The organism is Coleofasciculus sp. E1-EBD-02, from assembly GCF_040218245.1.
Classification (GTDB): Bacteria; Cyanobacteriota; Cyanobacteriia; order Cyanobacteriales; family Coleofasciculaceae; genus Coleofasciculus.
In genome coordinates this window covers 14,375-32,645 of record NZ_JAVJQN010000112.1, presented here as the reverse complement: position 1 = coordinate 32,645, position 18,271 = coordinate 14,375, and the positions used below count along the sequence as shown (strand labels likewise).

Below are 18,271 nucleotides of genomic sequence, written 5' to 3'. Positions count from 1 at the left end.
TTGTCATTATCAAAACAAACCGGGATTCCGTCAATCCCCGTACCGGGGACATGACCAGTTTCTTGGCAACAAAAGGGGCCACCCTTGCCGTACTGCCTCAAAGCAGACCGCATGAAGGGTAAGCTGGCAGTCAAGCAGTTCAACGTTTTCATCCCTCGCTTGTTGTTGACTAATCTTTAAAATTGACGAATCTTTGAACTCAATCGTTTGATGACACTGAAGACATACAAGATGATGGTGGTGTTTTAAACCCGAATAATTTAACTCATAATGCTTATGTCCTTCTGCTAGTTCCAGTTCTCGCAGCACACCGATGCGAACCATTAACTTAACGGTTCTGTAGACGGTGGACAGGCTGACATTTTTTCCTTGATCCTCTAACCAATCATGCAATTCTTCGACACTAAGATGCTCACCTGGGGGTAGTTCCTGAAACACTTGCAGAATCGTTTCTCTCTGGGGAGTCATCCGCAAATTTCTCCGGTTGAGGGCTAATTTGAGTGAGTTTGCCGTTAAGACTTCACGCATTTGTCATTTGTCATTTGTCATTTGTCATTTGTCATTTGTCATTTGTCATTTGTCATTTGTCATTTGTCATTTGTCATTTGTCATTTGTAAGACTGTAGGGTGGACATTGCCCACCAGCCGTCCGTGATTACTTAAGAGGGTGACGCCGTAGTTTCGCTTTCGCTAGTCGTTGCGGATGAACTGTTAGCCTCTGGCGTTGTCGGAGTAGAGGTTTGCGGGTTGCCACAGCTTGTCAGGGCAACTAGAGTGGCGGCTGCACCCGTGAGAGATAAAAAACGAACCGATGACATTGTTAAGAATTTTTTGCAATAACTGGGTGAATGGTTCTTAGTCTACAGCTATTGACAGTATTTGGCAATAACTGAGAAAAAAATAACTTTCGCTTACAAGGGGATCACGGTGAACCAACCCATACAGCCATTTTCCGCGATCGCATCTTGGTGAGGATGGAACATATACAGGACTTACGCAGCTACACCACATATCGTGGTAAAGGTGCGTTACCCTACCCTCTCCCCACCCTACATATAGAGGCTTTGCGTAAGCCCTAATATACTCACCAGGGTAGGGATAGGAAAATTCCAGGATATGCCGTCATCAAAACAATAAACAGCATTCATCTTATGTTAAAGATGCTCCTGGCTACTGCTATAGATGATAAGCAGAAAAAACTAATGATCAAAACCGTGGTTTTCTGCACAAATACCGCCACCGATTTAGGTGACGAAAGCCTTAGTAGTTATTTAGGTGGAGTATCTTACAGTTCCGCTGGAGAAACATCAGGACTAGGAACCTGACCATCTCCTAGTAAAAGATACCAGTTAGCTTTTTTTGACAGTAGTGTACCTGCGCCTCGATAGGCAATTGTTACTTGATCTTCAAAATTTTCTAGTCCTTGGTCATTAGTGACGTAACGTCCTTTGATGTTGGCTATCACAAAAACGGGTTTTATCTCGTTGTAGACAACGCTATATTCCTCTACTTCGTGACCCCCGAACTGAGAAATTTTGTCCTCTACAGCTTGTTGTGCTACATATTCTTTTGGAATCAGTTGAAGTATTACATTTTCTTTCTGTTGTTCTAAGCCCAGAATGTATTGCTCAACTACTCGCTCAGGAGTATCAGCACCACGAACACTGCCGAAATTACATCCTCCCAAAACAGCACAGAGAGAGAATCCTAAAAATATGATTGCATTCGCAGAGTTTTTTATCAAAGTCTTTTCTCTACTACATAACACCTTCAATTATAACTAGACAGCAAGCTCCAAGCGTAAAAATTTGCGTTACTTGGAACAGCATTATAAAACTGGTAGAAACTTTTGTCTAGCGTATTGTTAGTATGGTAAGCGACATAAATAGTGCCGTCGTTGGATTTCTTAGAGACTAGCATTGTATGATCCATACCATTGTTGTCCTGAGGATCGCTCACAAGGGAATCACCTTAAACGTACCCATACAGCCATTTTCGGCGATCGCATCTTGGTGGGGATGGAACATATACTCACCAGGGTAGGGGTAGGAAAATTCCAGGATATGCCGTTCAGCCGTCCCCATAGTAATCACATCCGTTTCCATTGTGGGGGTGAGGGTGCGCCCGGTGGGATAAACCTGGAACAGATTGGCATGAATATGAAACGTCGCCGCCGCATCGAATTCAATCATATTTAGCAGATACAGGCATAAACAGCCGTATTTTTGCCATCGTTTTGTTTTTTATGGTTGAAAGTACTGTCGGGGCTAGTTTAGGCTTCAATTCGGAGTTTACAGCTTTGTCCCCCTACAATAAATGTATTAGGACTATTTATCCTTTGACAAGTCGCTTGAGCGCTAATAAATTCAATGTTTTAACCTTGCCAAAGACAAAAAACTGATATCCACAGAATAAACTTAAAATTGACAAAGCAACTAACCCGACAACCTTTGTTAGCACAAAAAGCTGATGGGTCATTATCGCGATTGCCACGCCTGCCGCAATCAAAACCCAACCTAAATGACGTTTGCTTCCACCGTAATTTACAGTTAGCACTCCCAAAATCTCTACAATAACAAAGGGAAGGGCAAAATGTGAAAACCAAAGACTGGAACTAAGAAATGCTAATCCGGCTAGAATTAACCCTGTACCCGTTAACTTGGTAACAAAGGTTTCCTGTTCGCTAAGATTTTCCGGATTAGAGATCACAGCAAGATTGCTGGCGTCTTCAAAGATAAATGTGACTAAGCTATCTTTCCCTAATTCTATTTTGTCGCCCGGATTGAGAAGGTGTCGATTGGCGGGAGTGAGACGCATACCATTTAAGTATGTACCATTGGAACTGCCAACATCTTCGATAAAATAGTGGTTTCCCTCAAGGGAAATAGTGGCATGGTTTCGAGATACAATGTAGGAATTGGGGAAATTGGACACATCAATCTCCGGTTGTATGCTGCCCTCAGCCTTACCAATGTGAATCACCGAACGGTTGGGCGGTAACTCCAGGGGAGTGTTGGTTTGAACGTGGAAGAGTTTTGCCTGTTGTCCCGGTTGTATTTGTGTATTTTTCATAACGTTTGCGTGGAGATAGGTTCCTGAAAGACGGAGAAGACGATGGGAACGTGCTGCCGGATTTCCCAATAAAACAAGTTAGCTCTGATACTTATTATGTTCGATCAATCGGAAATTGAAACGGTTTATCCTCAAGTCGATTGTTAAGATATTCTAATTTATTATGCCAGTCCAACTCAGCCGCCAAGAACTCAAGTTCTTGGCTTATAGCTTAAGTCGGTTAAAACCGACTACAATTCTTGTCCAGAGGTAGGTTGGGTCGAGGAACGAGACCAACATAAGCTAGTACTCTGTTGGGCCCTTGCGAAGTCGAAACCCAACCTACTCACAGATCGCCATCTTAAAAGGTGTGTTTTAGCTTGGGTGGATAGGTAACAAATATAGCTTGACCTATCCAATAGCCTTTCATCTGATCAAACGTCAGGACTTGACGCCCATAAAGCGGATTACCAATGGTTACTGTTTGTGATTGTGTATTAATAGATAATAGGGCGACGGCATGGTTAAATATTACGCCATCTACAGGTTCTTTGACTGTCAGTACAGCCGGTTGATCCGCCGCAATTAAATCATCAATTGTTAAACCCCTTTGATAGTTCGGCGCTAAACCCAGCGTTTCCATTGCCCGAATTGAACCTAATGAGTAAGTTCCTTTTCGTGTCGTATGGGTGAGTTGGACTACATCCCGTTCCGATAAATTTGGATCTAATCCCACCAATCGGGCTAATGTAGCGATACTGGCTGGGGCGCAAGTGTGAGATGTGGTTTGGAGAACCACTCCTTCAATGACTAACGGTTCACTTGCCATCCCCGTAATGGGTAATGTGTAATACAGAATAATCATCAAGGGTAGCATCATTCCTACAACGACTCCCAGCAGCAGACGTAACCGTCGGCGAGAACGTTGTCCAGACAACTCAATTGATACGACTAGCCCTAATGTTAAGCATCCCAACGCCAGGATAATGGGTTTATGATAAGCACCTAGATATAAGCGGACAATTAAGGGTAGAATGCGGTAAACATTGAACTGTACACCGAGAATAATCAACGTTGCAATTGCCGCGATCGCGAGAAACATGCGATTAATCTTGCGGCGGTAATTCTTTGGGTTGTTAGAGAGAGTGATTTGGGCGGCTAAACGATTTCCTACAATTGCACCGCTACTGAGAGGAATCAGGCAAAACAGGGTAATAAACAGGATGAGATAGTGCGATCGCATTGCCCAAAGGGTTAGGGAAACCCCTAGGATATAAGCCGTGAGGAAAAGTTGAGGTAATGTGATATGCGGTTTAAGCGGAAGTTTGAATAGACTGTTCATGGTTGTTTCAACAACAGCAGCTTTGATTGTTTTGAACCCAAAAATTGGAAGCGTTTCAACCTTTGGATTTCTTGCCCACTCTCTGTTACATTAGTACATAATGGCGCAAAATTTGAGTGGTTTACCTATAGGAATTAACCCGGATTCGTCAGGCTGAGAATCCCGACTTGTGGGGAATCTAACTCCCAACTCGAATAGGATGGCTATAGGGTGCGATCGCACTCACCAAAGAAAGCTGCTGTATGGGATAGTAAATCCGTGGCGAGTGGAGGCTACTGCGATATATCTCTAGCCGAGTTGGGGTTATGCAGGTTCGTAGTAAGGGCTTTAGCCTGAGATTCTGTTGGGTTGACGAAACCCAACCTACAACGATATGAGTTGTTCATTTATCGGTGGGGAGGGCGGGTTTTGTTGTTCATTTATCGGTGGGGAGGGCGGGTTTTGTTGTTCATTTATCAGTGACAAGCTAAGTTAGTGGCTAAACCCGCCCCTACAATTATGGCTAAACCCGCCCCTACAATTATGGCTAAACCCGCCCCTACAATTATGGCTAAACTCGCCCCTACAATTATGGCTAAACCTGCCCCTACCATTGACCCTTCACTGCGTTCTAGGGCATACTTATGACTTTTCCATTGTAGTAGTTCAAAAGTATAGTCCCAGCTTCATCTAAGGTTTCGCCAAAGGTAATAATTCCTTCTTCATGTCCCGCCATTACCAGAATCTTTTTTGCCATCAGATTCTCTTGGTCAAATAATCGGAGAATTTCTCGTGCCATTTCCGGAGTGCCGTAGGGACAATCTTGGGCGGTGGTGGGGACTTGGTTGATTAACTGCTGCCACAGGGAGAGATTGTGAACGTGAATAATTGCGTTAATTGTCGGATTTGCAGCATAGAGAGTGGCATGAGTTAACGCTTCCGATGAGGCTTGGATGGGTCCGGTGCAGGTTAAGGAATTCTGGTCTAAATCAAAATCGGTGACAATAGTATAGTGGTGTTCTGTTAATCGGGGAAGACTGCCTGTTTTTGTGCCAGAGATGATAAACTCACCGGAGGGCGTATAACGAATACTGAGATTACCAAAACCAATCCCATTTTCATACATGCCGATTAGATGCAATTGATAGAGCTTATCGCGCCATTGATTAAGTTCGGCAATCTGTTTATAGGGGAGTGGTTTGGTTTCAATCCAATGGCATTGATACTTAACGTAACCTTCATCGATCATAGTCTTTTATTCCTATCGTTATTGGTAATGAAGAGGGAACAGGGGAAGGGGAACGGGGAACAGGGAATAGGGAAGAGTGACAAAGGACAAAGAACGAATGACCAAACTGCGGTAGTCTAGAGTAGGTGACTCTTTATATTTGTTTGACGCGATCGCTCTATGTCCTCCACTGTTACCAGTCCTGCTCGCACGATTCGTATCGGTTCCCGCAAAAGCCAATTGGCTTTGGTGCAAACCTATTGGGTACAGGAACAACTACAAAAACACTACCCGGATCGGGACTTTGAAGTCCAGACGATGAGTACCCACGGGGATAAAATCTTGGATGTGGCACTCTCCAAGATTGGTGATAAGGGACTCTTTACCAAGGAATTGGAAGTAGGGATGCTGAATCAGGAGATTGATTTAGCGGTGCATTCCCTCAAGGATTTGCCCACTGCGTTACCAGAAGGATTAGTGTTGGGGTGTGTCACGGAACGCGAAAACCCCGCCGACGCATTGGTACTTCACGCCAAGCACCAAGGTAAGCAACTGGATACCCTTCCCGAAGGTGCGGTGATTGGCACCTCATCCCTGCGGCGTTTGGCACAATTGCGCTACCACTTCCCCCATTTCACGTTTAAAGATATTCGCGGAAATCTGAATACCCGACTCGGAAAACTGGATGCTGGAGAGTTTGACGCTTTGATTTTAGCCGCCGCCGGGTTAAAACGATTGGATATGAGCGATCGCATCCACCAAGTTATACCCTCGGAGATTTCCCTTCATGCCGTTGGACAAGGGGCGTTGGGCATAGAATGTCGGGGGGATGATCCAGAAATCTTGGATGTACTCAAAGCCATTGAACATTCCCCAACCGCACAACGGTGTTATGCAGAACGGGCATTTTTACGAGAACTCGAAGGCGGTTGTCAAGTCCCCATTGGCGTAAATACAGAGATCAAGGGAAATAATCTGATTCTCACAGGTATGGTTGCCCGTTTAGATGGGACAAGCTTAATTAAAGATACCGTGACCGGGGAGGTGACTGAGGCGGAAGCCTTAGGGGTTGAACTGGCTCAACTATTACGTCAGCAAGGGGCGCAAGAAATATTAGACGAAATCTTCGCTCAAATTCAGCGATAAGGTAGGGGCGCACAGACGTGCGCCCTCCCCCCAAAATTTAAATATAAGCTTCGTGTTAATTCTCATGTAGGGGCGACCCGCTTGCACAAATCAACAACTGTGTCCATTTAAATTGATCGGGTCGCCCTTTACAATTAATATTAATATAGACAAGTTTAACAAGATTAGGGCACGATAATATCGTGCCCCTACCAAATAAATTATCCCTAGGCTGTGGTAGGGGTACGGCACTGCCGTACCCTATTATCTGATACATTAGAAGACGTTCCACAGGAAAGCTAAAATAATGGAATGGATTTTATAGCAGTCGCCAGGGTCATCAGGACATCAGATGAATGCCGCTTATTGTGTCGATGCACGTAAGCGTGTCCTAACCGTTGTGGCGGTTGCTATACTGTTAAATCGGGCGCACATCAGTGCGCCCCTACAGTGTTTATCAGGATACATTCGCCTTCCAGCATTCTAGTTTCAGATTTCTGACTTGATTCATCACTCTGAAATCCCTATCTTCTGAAACAATGATCAAATTATGTTGTATGGCTGTGCAGGCTATCCATAAATCGTTAATTCGCACACCTGCATCCTTGATGTCATACTTTCTGCGCTTTGCCTTATCTTTCGGGGCAAATTTATTAAATATTTCAGCATAAAACCTACCATAAATCCTAGATGTTTCTTGATCTATGGGATAAATATTTAATTGTTTTACAAATTCATCAAGCAAAGCGAGATTTTCTTGTCTTCTTTGAGACTTCTCAACCATTGTCATTAGTTCGCCATAGATGATTGTATTTATAGATATTTCCGTGTCTACAATCAGTGACTCTAGTTTTTGAATCACCTGAGCATCTCTTTGAGCAAACACAAAGCTACAGTGATTTGTGTCTAACAGATACACAATAATTTTACCTGACTACTTTCTCGTTATATTGACATATTCCAAACACTCATCCAAATCATCTCCCTTCCAGGTTGGTGCGCTGTCAAGCCAATTTAATAACTCTCCAACTGTGTTTTTTTTATGCTTTTGGTAATTCTCAAGCTGCCATAGTAAACCTCTTGAGGTATGCTTAAGAGCGGTGAGATAATTGACAAGTTCTGGTAAAAGACCTGGTTGCTCAGGCTGAAGAGTTGGATCTGCCAGAAATTCAAGTGCTATCGTTTTGATGCTCTCAATCAACTGCTCAGGAAAGAAAAAAATGTACTGTTCTAATACGTTTGATAATTTAACCATTCCCGTGTTTAGTTCCCCAGCTTTATCGACTGGATTTTCGTCAGAAAAAGCCTGAAGCATATAGACCTGAGTAATGACCAGTTCTTTAAATCCCTCCATATATTTGTCCTCAGCTTCCAGTTTTTTGACAACTCTGCTGGGCAATAAATCACTGTATTTAGTTCTGAGGTGTTTAGAGAGAGGTTTATACTCAGAAAATAAAAATTTCGTCTTTTCGGCTAGATTATCAGTTGACTTTATATGCTCCGAAGTTTCTACAAGCTTGATCAAGTCATCTCTGATTTCCTCTCTAGATAATTGCCCTGTGCCAGATTTAGACAACTGTTCTAATGCTAGCTTGGCTGTAGCTAAACCATTAACAAGGTTGTCGCTCTTATTTGAGAGTAACGTTGAAAGTGATCGGATTGAATTTTCTGTTGCTATATGCATAATCAGATTCCTTAGCTATGGACTAAAGAAGGTTGAGAGATAAACTCTACTGCTATTATGCCTTGTCCTGGGTTGTAGACGGTGAGGACATTATCATTAAAATTGGCGTAAGTCCGAAGATATGAGAATCCCACGCTAAAACGAGCTAGAGTAACAAAGTCAGCAGGTATTACATTAGACCAATGGGGACACTGTATGTTGTCGGGACGCCAATTGGCAACCTAGAAGATATGACCTTCCGGGCGGTACGCATCTTACAAACAGTCGATACTATCGCCGCCGAAGATACCCGCCACACGGGAAAACTGTTGCAGCATTTTCAAATTAAAACCAACCAAATCAGCTACCACCAGCACAATCGCCAGCAGCGCCTACCCGAATTGCTAAATCGGTTAACGGCGGGAAAAACTATCGCCCTGGTTACGGATGCGGGAATGCCGAGTATATCTGACCCCGGTTATGAACTCGTCCAGGGGGCAATAGAAGCCGGAATTACAGTGATCCCCATCCCCGGTGCTACGGCGGGAATTACCGCCCTCAGCGCCTCTGGACTCCCCACAGACCGATTTGTGTTTGAAGGCTTTTTACCTGCTAGTGGACAAGAACGCCAACAACGATTAGAGGTGTTAGCGGCTGAATCGAGAACGTTAATTTTTTATGAATCGCCCTACCGTCTCCAGCAAACCCTACAAGATTTCGCCAACATCTTTAGTCCTTCCCGTCAAATCGTCCTTGCGCGGGAGTTAACCAAATTACACGAACAATTCTGGCGAGGCACCATTGAAGACGCGATCGCATATTACACTGACCACGAACCCAAAGGTGAATTTACTCTTGTCCTCGCAGGCGCACCCCCTGAAACCCCTGTCCTCTCTGAAGCCGCCCTCAAAGCGGAACTCAGCCAACTGATTAACCAAGGACTTTCGCGATCGCAAGCCGCCCGTCAATTATCTCATCTCACTAATCTGCCGCGACGCCACCTTTACCAAATGGCACTATCGTTAACCGAGATACCGTAGGGGCGGGTTTAGGGATTCAATGAACAGACACACTTTAAACCAGACAACGAAACCCGCCCTCTTCTTGGCGCTGAATTAAGACTGGTGGGCCCTTGCGAAGTCGAAACCCACCCTACGGTATATCAGACGAAGGACGAATGACGAAGGACGAAGGACGAATGACCAATGACCAATGACGAAGGACGAATGACCAATGACCAATGACCAATGACCAATGACCAATAACTGAAAAAGACCATCAACTTGACAGATGGTCTTTCTTGTGCTACAGATGTCGTTGTTGTTCTTGGAGGAAATCTGCTGCCCGTTCCCAAGCGCACAGCTTAAGATTTCTTCATGTTTTTATCGTAACAGAGAATACGTTTTTTATCAAACTTTACATTCTTAACCAGAAATATCTGCCGTCCGATAGTGTTCAGCCTGTTGAGGACGCCCCCACAATATCCGTTCTCGCTTGTAAATCGCCATTCCCGGTTTAGCGCCTTTGGGCTTATAAACATACTTCGGCTCAGTATACACCACAGGCACCACATCACTTTGACGACCTCGACTATAATGGGCAGCTAAGTCAGCCGCAAACTGGAGATCCGCCTCATCCGCCACCGCCCCCGGATCTAACCGTAATAAAACATGACTCCCAGCAATCTCTTGGGTATGAAACCATAGGTCATAATCCCCAGCCGTGCGAAACGTGAGCTGGTCATTTTGGCGATTGTTACGACCAATTAACAATTCAAACCCACTGGGCGTGCGGTAGCGGTACGGTTCCGAGGCTTCGGTGACATCCCGACTGCGTTGATCTCGAACATCCAAATACCCTTGCCCAATCAACTCCTCGCGGATTTCCTGTAACGCCTGCAAATCTTCCGGCGTGGTGTAGCGATCAATCTGAATTAAAGACGCCTCAACCTGTTCCAAATACTCAACTTCCCCTTGCACCTCTTGCAGTAACGGTACAACCGCCAGACGCGCCCGTTTCAGCTTTTGATGGCGTTTATAGAGGGCTTGAGCGTTTTGAACGGCATTTTTGTCGGGATCGAGGGAAATCGTCAACGGTTGATTGGTTTCAAAATCCAGAACCGTTATCTGGTTCATTCCCGGTTGCCAATCTTGCAGATGCGCCATCAATAAGTCAGCCTGTTGACGATACTCATCCGCCTGTTCCGATTGCTGTAACCGTTGTTCAAAGCCTAACGCCTTGGAGCGCGATCGCACTAAAAAATTGTTGACTTTCTGAGTCAATTGGTTATGCAGTCGGCTAAACTCTTGTCGATTCAGTTGGTCAGTATAGTAATGATGCAGTAAAACCTGGACATTTGGGGCAGGTTTAATCACACCCCAACCCAGCACATTATATCCATCCTCTGTCCAACCCGGTTGTAATGGAGGGGATTGGGGATTGGGGATTGGGGATTGGGAAAATTCTCCCCCAGCTTCCCCAACAAGGGCGGGTTTAGTTAAGTTATCAGTTTTCTCCAAAACGTTATCCGTAAAACCCGCCCCTACAACTTGACGCCCTGACGCCTCTGCACCTCGGCTCCCCTGCACCTGTGATCCCCAATTCTCCAGCACCCACAGCCATTCTTGCCAGCGCTGAAATAGCCGTTGCCAATCTTCTGTCTTTAACGTGTCTGTGGATTGGTTGGGATCTAAATCAGCCGTTTGGATCATGGAACGCACCAAGGCGGGACTTAATCCCCGATAAGTTTTAAGTAATTGCCGTTTTAACGCTCCGGGAACTAAGCTAACTCGTTCTTGCCAACGCTCCTGGGACTCACTTAAATTGGGTAAATCCCCCAACAATGCTGGCGGATGTTCGTAAGGCTGACCGGTTTGAATCGGACGGACGCTCGATTGTTGGGAGCTAACCTGATGGGCGGCGGTGACAATGATATTTTTATCATCTGTCAGAATAACGTTACTATATTTACCCATAATTTCCACATACAGATGCCAGAGAATCGGATCTCCGGGGCGTCGGGCAAATTGCAAGTCTAACACCCTCTCCCAAGGAGCAATGAACTGAATCCCGACTAGCGCCAACCCATTTAACTGATGTCGAAGTTGGTCACTAAATGTAAACGTATCCGGTAGGCGAGGCGGCGGATCAGCCAAGCAAATTCGGGCGGCTTGGGGATGCCAAGCCAGCGTCAGCCATCCTCTACCCTGAAGCGTTCGTAAGCATAGAGCAATAGTAAAGCGATCGCGCTGATAAACCTTTTCCAGTCGTCCTGGTATCCAACCAGCTTGTAACTCTGCACAAGCGGCTGTCAAGGTCGTAAAGTCAACCTGTTGCATGTCTTCGTGATGGGGTGTAACGGTGTCTGGTATAAATTGGTGTCCGTTGTCGTCTGACTATCTACTCAATAGTCGATGACAAGTAAGCCGCATTTATGGCAAGCAAATCTACTCTTTTTTTAGCGTCAACCCGAAAAGTCAGGTTTTCTGTGTGATTTAACCTTGTAAGCCTAAATTTTTGTAGATAACATTGAAATCAAATCCCTCGTAATCGCTCCTCAAGCGGCTTTTGCCGTTAATTTTTCATGGACATTCAACTGATCAATATCGGTTTTGGTAACATTGTTTCGGCAAACCGTGTCGTGGCAATCGTTTCTCCAGAGTCTGCCCCGATTAAGCGTATCATTACAGATGCTCGCGATCGCGGACAACTGGTTGATGCAACGTATGGGCGGCGCACTCGAGCTGTCATTATTACCGATTCTAGCCATGTCATTTTATCAGCGATTCAGCCAGAAACGGTTGCTCATCGCTTTGTCATTGGCAAAGAGGGAGCAACCAGTACCAATTAACTCGACAAGTAACCGATGATCAAACCAGGCAGACTTATTGTAATAACGGGTCCAAGTGGCGTGGGGAAAGGAACTCTAGTCCGTTTACTCTTGACTAGACATCCGCAACTGTACCTATCGATTTCCACCACCACCCGTCAACCCCGCCCTGGTGAAGTGGAGGGACAACATTATTATTTTGTCAGCCAGGATACGTTTCAGGAGATGGTCAGCGCCAATGAGTTATTGGAATGGGCAGAGTATGCGGGAAATTATTATGGTACACCCCGCAAACCCGTAGAACAGCATATTCAACGGGGTGAGTCTGTCCTTTTAGAAATTGAACTGGAGGGAGCAAGGCAAATTCAACAAACCTTTACCACCGCCTTGCGTATCTTTATTCTGCCCCCCAATATGGCGGAACTCGAACAGCGCATTCGGGGGAGGGGTAAGGATAGTGAGGACGCGATCGCGCGACGCCTAGAACGAGCCAAAGCTGAAATCGAGGCGGCGGATGAATTTGATCTGCAAATTGTCAATGACAATCTAGAAGAGGCGCTATCGAAGCTAGAAGCAGCAATTTTTTGAGGGAGATGGGGTTGTAGAGACGTTCCGGTGGAAAGTCTGGGAGATAGGGAAGATGGGGAAGATAGGGGAGATGGGAATGTCCCCACCCCACAGTTTGAAATGGTGCGTTACGCTTTGCTAACGCACCCTACACCCTATCGTTTGAAATGGTGCGTTACGCTACGCTACCCTACCCTACCCTACCCTACCCTACCCTACCCTTCGGGAACGCTTCGCGAACGGGAACGCTTCGCGAACGGGAACGCACCCTACACCCGCCCCGACTTTACGTAGCTTGCTTCTCGCTTGCGCGAGTAGGACGAATGACCAAGGACAAATGACAAATGACAAATGACGAATGACAAATAACAATGCCAGTATGGAAGAACCGATATCAGGGGCATCACCATAATCTCTCACCTTTGAAAACCGCAGGTAAGCATGCAAAGTCAATTAAATACCCCTGTACTCGAACAATTGATTGATTCACTTCAATCCAGTTATTCGGTGGAAGAGGCATGTAAAACCATTGAACCCTTAGTCCAACACCTCTTTCCTGATGAAATTGGCGCGATTTTTGTCATGAACTCCTCAAAAAACTTACTGGAGGCGATCGCGACGTGGGGTTCTGTCCCGTTGACGAGCGATTCGGTCTTTTCGCCCCACGAATGCCTAGCATTACGACGCGGACAGGCTAATTTGGTGGATGACACCCAGTATTGTTTAAACTGCCAGCATATTCGCGCTAATTCTCCCGCCGTGGAAACTTTTTGTGTTCCCATGATTGCCCATGGAGACACCGTGGGTTTGTTGTCTGTCAGTTCACTCCAACGGGGGCGAATTGCCCAAACTCGACAGTCAGCAGAGAAGGTGGCGAAGCATATTGGCTTGGCATTAGCTAACTTAAAACTGCGAGAAACGCTGAAAACTCAGACGTTTCGAGATCCGCTGACGAAACTTTATAACCGACGTTACCTGGAAGAATGCTTTGAACGAGAAATCCGCAAGTCTCAACGTCAACCCAAGCCTATCGGGGTAATCTTATTGGAAATTGATGAGATGGAACAGTTAAATCAGCGATTTGGCAAATCTGTAGCTGATTTGCTGTTGCGCGAGATTGGGTTTTTATTACCCAGCCAAGTTCGGGCGTCTGATATTGCCTGTCGTTATGGTGGTCAACAATTTCTCCTACTCTTACCAGAAGCCGCGTTACCCGTCACCCAACGACGCGCCGAACAACTGCGACAGAGGATTGAGCAACTCAGCTTAGACTATCGCGGTCAATCCCTGGGTTCTCTGACCATTTCTGCGGGGATAGCCAGTTTTGCTGAACATGGTAAGACGGCAAAGGAAGTGCTACAAGCGGCTCAGATCGCCCTGAATTCGGCAATTGCTGGAGGACGCGATCGCATTGTCATAGCGTCTTAGGTGTCGGGTGTCGGGTGTCGGGTGTCGGGTGTCGGGTGTTGGGTGTAAGTAGGTTGGTGCAAATGAACTCAACCCTATTAAGTTATGTTAACAAGCCTCAAACCTTTACAAATGACGAATGACGAATGACGAATGACGAATGACGAATGACAAATGACAAATGACGAATGACGAATGACGAATGACGATCCCCACCGTTAACTTTAATTGTCCCCACCTACTTAGCATGATACGTCTCTACATTGTTCCCCTGCTTCTGGGATAACGCGAGCGCACAATGGTTAAAGCTGCTACTCCTAACGTGACTAGCACCATACCCACGACTTGAGGAACCGTTAATGGACTTTGAATTAGAATCCAAGCCAAGAGTGCGGTTAAAATCGGTAACGTAGCCCCCAAAACCGAAGCGCTAGCTGCACCACTTCTGGCAATTCCCATGGTGTTGCAGACATAACTAATTAGAGTAACACCGCCTAAAACCAGACCACTAATTACTAGATTTGAACTTAAACTCGGCGCAAATACTACACCCCAGGATGCTGGGAAAGATATCATTACACCCAAGGCAGAAAATATCAGAACGATGGCTAAGTTCAGCAACAGAATTGGCATGGGATGAAGCTGTTTTGCCATGTTTTGCATCAGCATTAAATGTAGGGCAAAGGCGATCGCCGCCCCTGATGCCAGGGTAACGCCGAATGGTGACAGTTCCCCGCTACCACTGGGTAGAGTCGTCAGCACAAACCCAGCAATTACCATAGCGAAGGGAATGAAGTGACTCCATCGATTAAAGCGATCGCTTAAAAGTAATAGCACGATGGGATAGATAAAGAAAACAATGACAGCCACACCGGGCGCAATGATTCCTAATGCCCAATACAGCAATACTTTGGATAAGAATAGGAAAAACCCGCTACATAGGAGAGTACCGAATAAACCCCAATTGCGCGATCGCACAACCTGTTGAATATCTCGCCACACCCCCCGATAAAATCCCCGACTCAAGATTGCCGCCATCGGTACAACGACCAACATCCGTGACCATAGTACCAGTAAGGTATTCCCTAACGTCGGCATCCAAAAACCACCGTAGGGGCTTGGTAACCAAGCCCCTACTGGGAATCCCTTTGCTGTTCCCGAAGGGTCGGGAATCGCTGTGGCATTAAAAATAATATTGACAAAAACGTTTTCAAATGCTATAGCTAGCAACGATAACAACACCAGCACTAACCCAACTAGCTGTTTCCCCGTGGATTGTTTTTGCGGGCGTCTTTGAAACTGGGTAGGTGGAACAACAGGTAAAGGTGATTCAGCAGGCGATCTGACGATTTCTCCCTGATTGGAACGAGGAGAAGATCCATTCTGATCCGGCGCTGGTAACGTTAGCGGATGAGGGGCGGCGGGAGGAATTTGAGAACGGGGTTCAGAGGTAGAGGATGGGGGAGGAATTTCAGCTTTGAGTCGATTCACCAGTGTCTCTAGAATCACCTCGGCTTGTTCCTGGAGACTGTACATCTGGCTCAACTGTTGAGACATTGAGCTTTGATAGCTATTCAGATCCTGTTGCAGGGTTCTAAATGTAGTTCTCAGCGTGTTATCTAAGGAAGCCACTAATTCCTGGATAGTTTGCTGATGATTTCCCATCGTCTGATCAACGGATAGTCTTTCTGAGGATTGGGCAAGTTGTTGGAGTTGCTGGCTAAGTAAGTCCTGCAATTGGTTGGCGAAGGCTGGGGTAATCTCAGACGTCAGTGCTGGCGGTTGAGTCAAGTGCTGCTGTCGTTGATCGTGCAGCGTTTTAATTTCCTCGCTTAATTGGGCTTTCTCTTGTTGTAGCTGTTCAATCTCCTGAGTAAACTGGGTGATGAGACTGTGACGCAATGTCTCTATGCCCTCAATACTCTCGGTCATGGATTGCAAGAGATCGGCAGCTTGTTGTTCTCGATTCTCCCCGTTGTCCGGTTGATTGTCTAGTTGCCCCATTTCCAATACCACTCGGTTAGTCTATGCCTTACAGTAATTAAGTTCACTGCTTTGAGTCGGATGTTGAATTTTAGCATAATCGGTAAGAAGCCTCACGGTCGAATCTTTGATTGACTGTGAAGCTTCCGGTGAGCGTCAGCGTTCGACGGCTCGACTGAGCGCTCGCCGAAGTCTGAGCGCTCAGTAGGTGGGGACAATTAAAGTTAACGGTGGGGATTGTCATTTGTCCTTTGTCCTTCGTCATACTCGCGCAAGCGAGAAGCAAGCTACGTAAAGTCGAGGCGGGTGTAGGGTGCGTTAGCGAAGCGTAACGCACCATTTCAAACGATAGTAGTGAAACCCGCCCCTACACACTCTCCCCCAGCTTCCCCAGCTTCCCCAGCTTCCCCAGCTTCCTCCGCTCCCCCAGCTTCCCCAGCTCCCCCTCACCACAACACTTATTCAGCAGCCCCTAAGTAGGTAGGGTAATAGTAACAGTTGTGCCGACGCCGACTTCACTCTCAATTTGGATTTGACCACGATGTAAGTCCACATATTTTTTGACAATGGCGAGTCCTAATCCAGTGCCGCCAATGGTGTTAATATTACTCCCCCGGTAAAACGATTCAAATAATCGGGATTGATCCATGTCTGGAATGCCAATTCCTTCATCTTGAATCTGGAAGGTTACATAATCTGAGTTACAGCCTAACTGGAAGGTAATCGTTCCTCCTTTGGGGGAATATTTGACAGCATTGGAGAGTAAGTGATTGAGTAATTTCCGTAACATAGCCTCGTCGAATAACCCTTTGATGGGAGGTTCTGCAATAAAAACGTTGAGGGTATAACGCGGATCTAGATTACTTTTGAATCCCTCGATCAGGTCACGACATAAATCTGCTACCTCCAGGGAAATAGGATTAAAATTCATTTGTCCGGCTTCCGATTGACCAATCAGAATCACATCATTTAGGAGTTGGGTAATATGTTCGACACACAAGCCAATTTTTTGGAAATGTTTTAGCTTTTTGTCCTCGGTTAATTTTTTATCGTAGAGTTTCAATAATTCACTAGAGGATTGAATCGTGGTTAGGGGAGTCCGGAATTCATGGGAAATGGTGGTAATGATGTGAGATTTCAATTCACCCAGTTCTTTCTCTTTCTCTAAGGCTTGGCGAATCATCGCCTCGCTGCGCTGGCGTTCAATTATTTCCGTTTCTAGCCGGATTTTTTCTTTTTCTAAGGCAGCGGCATAGATACGCTCTGTGATATCTTGCAAAATACCGGAAAGACCCGTAAATTTACCGTTAGCGACCTGTGAGGCATGGGCATGAATTTCTAGCCAACGAGTTTCTCCGGTTTTGGTGACGTATCGAATCTCCCGTTGAAAACAGTCTTTTTTCCCGGTCATGATAGATTGCCATAATTCTTTCTGGAGTTGGCAATCATCAGGATGAACACACGTAAGAAAATGAGTTCCTAAGGTTTCTTTTAGAGTAAACCCCATCAATTTTGTCCAAGCTGGACTGAGAAATTCCCAGTTACCATCGGCATCAATTTGAAAAATAACGTCTTTGATATTTTCTACGACGGATCGATATTGTTGTTCGCTGCGTCGCAATGCCTTTTCTGCCCAACTTGCGGCGAGGAGACGGCGAATACGCTGGAGTAAGACGGGGACATGCAGGGGTTTGGTTACATAATCGATCGCGCCAGCAGCAAATGCTGAATCAATGGACTTTTGATCCTCAAGCCCGGTAATCATCAGTACAGGGATACCCACCAACGCGCGATCGCTCTTTTTTTCAGAAGTCTGTGTCAAAGCTTGTAGTTTTTGGCAACAGATGAAACCATCCATCACCGGCATCAACGCATCCAACAGCACCATATCCGGCTGGTACTGCTGATACGCCGCTAAACATTTCTCTCCATTTTCTGCCTCGATCACCTGATATCCCTCTTTTTCCAGCAGTTGACGCAACATCACTCGTGTGAAGCGATCGTCATCAGCAACGAGGATCAGTGGCGATTTTTGAGGATCATTCCCTGTTGCGGTTAACATCCTTGGACTCCTATTTAGCACGCAGACAAATCTGG

Annotated in this window: 17 protein-coding genes and 1 pseudogene; 5 read left to right on the top strand and 13 right to left on the bottom strand. The window is 45.8% G+C overall.

The window, feature by feature from the left end; translation table 11 throughout:
• Nucleotides 1-30: 30 nt before the first annotated feature.
• The 8 genes and pseudogenes from RIC07_RS18250 to RIC07_RS18215 form a co-directional block, all read right to left on the bottom strand.
• Nucleotides 31-528 (bottom strand): transcriptional repressor, encoded by a 498-nt coding sequence (locus RIC07_RS18250; RefSeq protein ID WP_446395779.1) that lies wholly within the window; start codon nucleotides 526-528, stop codon nucleotides 31-33.
• A 131-nt stretch (nucleotides 529-659) separates the two neighbouring features.
• Nucleotides 660-818: a hypothetical protein gene (locus tag RIC07_RS18245; protein WP_446395778.1), complete on the bottom strand. Its 159-nt coding sequence runs from the start codon at nucleotides 816-818 to the stop codon at nucleotides 660-662.
• Nucleotides 819-1,285: 467 nt separating this feature from the next.
• On the bottom strand, nucleotides 1,286-1,744 hold the full coding sequence (locus RIC07_RS18240; RefSeq protein ID WP_446395777.1) for a hypothetical protein: 459 nt from the start codon (nucleotides 1,742-1,744) through the stop codon (nucleotides 1,286-1,288).
• A gap of 211 nt (nucleotides 1,745-1,955) precedes the next feature.
• A pseudogene (locus tag RIC07_RS18235) lies at nucleotides 1,956-2,207 on the bottom strand (multicopper oxidase domain-containing protein); the annotation flags it as partial.
• Nucleotides 2,208-2,331: 124 nt separating this feature from the next.
• Nucleotides 2,332-3,072: an FHA domain-containing protein gene (locus RIC07_RS18230; protein WP_446395776.1), complete on the bottom strand. Its 741-nt coding sequence runs from the start codon at nucleotides 3,070-3,072 to the stop codon at nucleotides 2,332-2,334.
• A gap of 340 nt (nucleotides 3,073-3,412) precedes the next feature.
• Complete coding sequence (locus RIC07_RS18225) at nucleotides 3,413-4,393, bottom strand: cysteine peptidase family C39 domain-containing protein (protein WP_446395775.1); 981 nt, start codon at nucleotides 4,391-4,393, stop codon at nucleotides 3,413-3,415.
• A gap of 455 nt (nucleotides 4,394-4,848) precedes the next feature.
• Nucleotides 4,849-4,986 (bottom strand): hypothetical protein, encoded by a 138-nt coding sequence (locus tag RIC07_RS18220; protein ID WP_446395774.1) that lies wholly within the window; start codon nucleotides 4,984-4,986, stop codon nucleotides 4,849-4,851.
• A gap of 17 nt (nucleotides 4,987-5,003) precedes the next feature.
• The gene (locus RIC07_RS18215) at nucleotides 5,004-5,621 is read right to left on the bottom strand and encodes a class II aldolase/adducin family protein (protein WP_446395773.1); all 618 of its coding nucleotides are present in this window, start codon (nucleotides 5,619-5,621) and stop codon (nucleotides 5,004-5,006) included.
• Between the two features lie 159 nt (nucleotides 5,622-5,780).
• Here RIC07_RS18215 and hemC point away from each other — a divergent pair, with 159 nt between their 5' ends.
• The gene (hemC, locus tag RIC07_RS18210; RefSeq protein ID WP_446395772.1) at nucleotides 5,781-6,746 is read left to right on the top strand and encodes a hydroxymethylbilane synthase; all 966 of its coding nucleotides are present in this window, start codon (nucleotides 5,781-5,783) and stop codon (nucleotides 6,744-6,746) included.
• A gap of 436 nt (nucleotides 6,747-7,182) precedes the next feature.
• Here the strand turns inward: hemC and RIC07_RS18205 are convergent, their stop codons facing one another.
• Nucleotides 7,183-7,644 (bottom strand): type II toxin-antitoxin system VapC family toxin, encoded by a 462-nt coding sequence (locus RIC07_RS18205; protein WP_446395771.1) that lies wholly within the window; start codon nucleotides 7,642-7,644, stop codon nucleotides 7,183-7,185.
• Nucleotides 7,645-7,659: 15 nt separating this feature from the next.
• A complete protein-coding gene (locus tag RIC07_RS18200; protein WP_446395770.1) occupies nucleotides 7,660-8,409 on the bottom strand; it encodes a hypothetical protein in 750 nt (249 codons plus the stop codon).
• 182 nt (nucleotides 8,410-8,591) lie between these two features.
• Here RIC07_RS18200 and rsmI point away from each other — a divergent pair, with 182 nt between their 5' ends.
• Nucleotides 8,592-9,428, top strand: coding sequence for a 16S rRNA (cytidine(1402)-2'-O)-methyltransferase (rsmI, locus tag RIC07_RS18195; RefSeq protein WP_446395769.1), 837 nt, complete (start codon nucleotides 8,592-8,594; stop codon nucleotides 9,426-9,428).
• Nucleotides 9,429-9,812: 384 nt separating this feature from the next.
• On the opposite strand, the gene RIC07_RS18190 is transcribed toward rsmI, so the two are convergent.
• Entirely contained in the window at nucleotides 9,813-11,726 is a 1,914-nt protein-coding gene (locus tag RIC07_RS18190; protein ID WP_446395768.1) for an Rqc2 family fibronectin-binding protein, read from the bottom strand.
• A gap of 245 nt (nucleotides 11,727-11,971) precedes the next feature.
• Here RIC07_RS18190 and remA point away from each other — a divergent pair, with 245 nt between their 5' ends.
• From remA to RIC07_RS18175, 3 genes are all read left to right on the top strand, one after another.
• Nucleotides 11,972-12,238 carry an extracellular matrix/biofilm regulator RemA gene (gene remA, locus RIC07_RS18185; RefSeq protein ID WP_446378804.1) on the top strand — a complete coding sequence of 89 codons (267 nt, stop codon included), beginning with the start codon at nucleotides 11,972-11,974 and terminating at the stop codon, nucleotides 12,236-12,238.
• 15 nt (nucleotides 12,239-12,253) lie between these two features.
• Complete coding sequence (gene gmk, locus RIC07_RS18180) at nucleotides 12,254-12,805, top strand: guanylate kinase (protein WP_446395767.1); 552 nt, start codon at nucleotides 12,254-12,256, stop codon at nucleotides 12,803-12,805.
• A 420-nt stretch (nucleotides 12,806-13,225) separates the two neighbouring features.
• Complete coding sequence (locus RIC07_RS18175; protein WP_446395766.1) at nucleotides 13,226-14,212, top strand: GGDEF domain-containing protein; 987 nt, start codon at nucleotides 13,226-13,228, stop codon at nucleotides 14,210-14,212.
• Nucleotides 14,213-14,449: 237 nt separating this feature from the next.
• On the opposite strand, the gene RIC07_RS18170 is transcribed toward RIC07_RS18175, so the two are convergent.
• Both RIC07_RS18170 and RIC07_RS18165 read right to left on the bottom strand, forming a co-directional pair.
• A complete protein-coding gene (locus RIC07_RS18170) occupies nucleotides 14,450-16,195 on the bottom strand; it encodes an EamA family transporter (protein ID WP_446395765.1) in 1,746 nt (581 codons plus the stop codon).
• Between the two features lie 451 nt (nucleotides 16,196-16,646).
• On the bottom strand, nucleotides 16,647-18,236 hold the full coding sequence (locus RIC07_RS18165; protein ID WP_446395764.1) for a hybrid sensor histidine kinase/response regulator: 1,590 nt from the start codon (nucleotides 18,234-18,236) through the stop codon (nucleotides 16,647-16,649).
• Nucleotides 18,237-18,271: the final 35 nt, after the last annotated feature.

Bases quoted from the DNA above. Each gene is read 5' to 3' on its own strand.
- RIC07_RS18250 (WP_446395779.1), bottom strand. From the start codon at position 528: ATGCGTGAAGTCTTAACGGCAAACTCACTCAAATTAGCCCTCAACCGG.
- RIC07_RS18245 (WP_446395778.1), bottom strand. From the start codon at position 818: ATGTCATCGGTTCGTTTTTTATCTCTCACGGGTGCAGCCGCCACTCTA.
- RIC07_RS18230 (WP_446395776.1), bottom strand. From the start codon at position 3,072: ATGAAAAATACACAAATACAACCGGGACAACAGGCAAAACTCTTCCAC.
- RIC07_RS18225 (WP_446395775.1), bottom strand. From the start codon at position 4,393: ATGAACAGTCTATTCAAACTTCCGCTTAAACCGCATATCACATTACCT.
- RIC07_RS18220 (WP_446395774.1), bottom strand. From the start codon at position 4,986: ATGGTAGGGGCAGGTTTAGCCATAATTGTAGGGGCGAGTTTAGCCATA.
- RIC07_RS18215 (WP_446395773.1), bottom strand. From the start codon at position 5,621: ATGATCGATGAAGGTTACGTTAAGTATCAATGCCATTGGATTGAAACC.
- hemC (WP_446395772.1), top strand. From the start codon at position 5,781: ATGTCCTCCACTGTTACCAGTCCTGCTCGCACGATTCGTATCGGTTCC.
- RIC07_RS18200 (WP_446395770.1), bottom strand. From the start codon at position 8,409: ATGCATATAGCAACAGAAAATTCAATCCGATCACTTTCAACGTTACTC.
- rsmI (WP_446395769.1), top strand. From the start codon at position 8,592: ATGGGGACACTGTATGTTGTCGGGACGCCAATTGGCAACCTAGAAGAT.
- RIC07_RS18190 (WP_446395768.1), bottom strand. From the start codon at position 11,726: ATGCAACAGGTTGACTTTACGACCTTGACAGCCGCTTGTGCAGAGTTA.
- remA (WP_446378804.1), top strand. From the start codon at position 11,972: ATGGACATTCAACTGATCAATATCGGTTTTGGTAACATTGTTTCGGCA.
- gmk (WP_446395767.1), top strand. From the start codon at position 12,254: ATGATCAAACCAGGCAGACTTATTGTAATAACGGGTCCAAGTGGCGTG.
- RIC07_RS18175 (WP_446395766.1), top strand. From the start codon at position 13,226: ATGCAAAGTCAATTAAATACCCCTGTACTCGAACAATTGATTGATTCA.
- RIC07_RS18170 (WP_446395765.1), bottom strand. From the start codon at position 16,195: ATGGGGCAACTAGACAATCAACCGGACAACGGGGAGAATCGAGAACAA.
- RIC07_RS18165 (WP_446395764.1), bottom strand. From the start codon at position 18,236: ATGTTAACCGCAACAGGGAATGATCCTCAAAAATCGCCACTGATCCTC.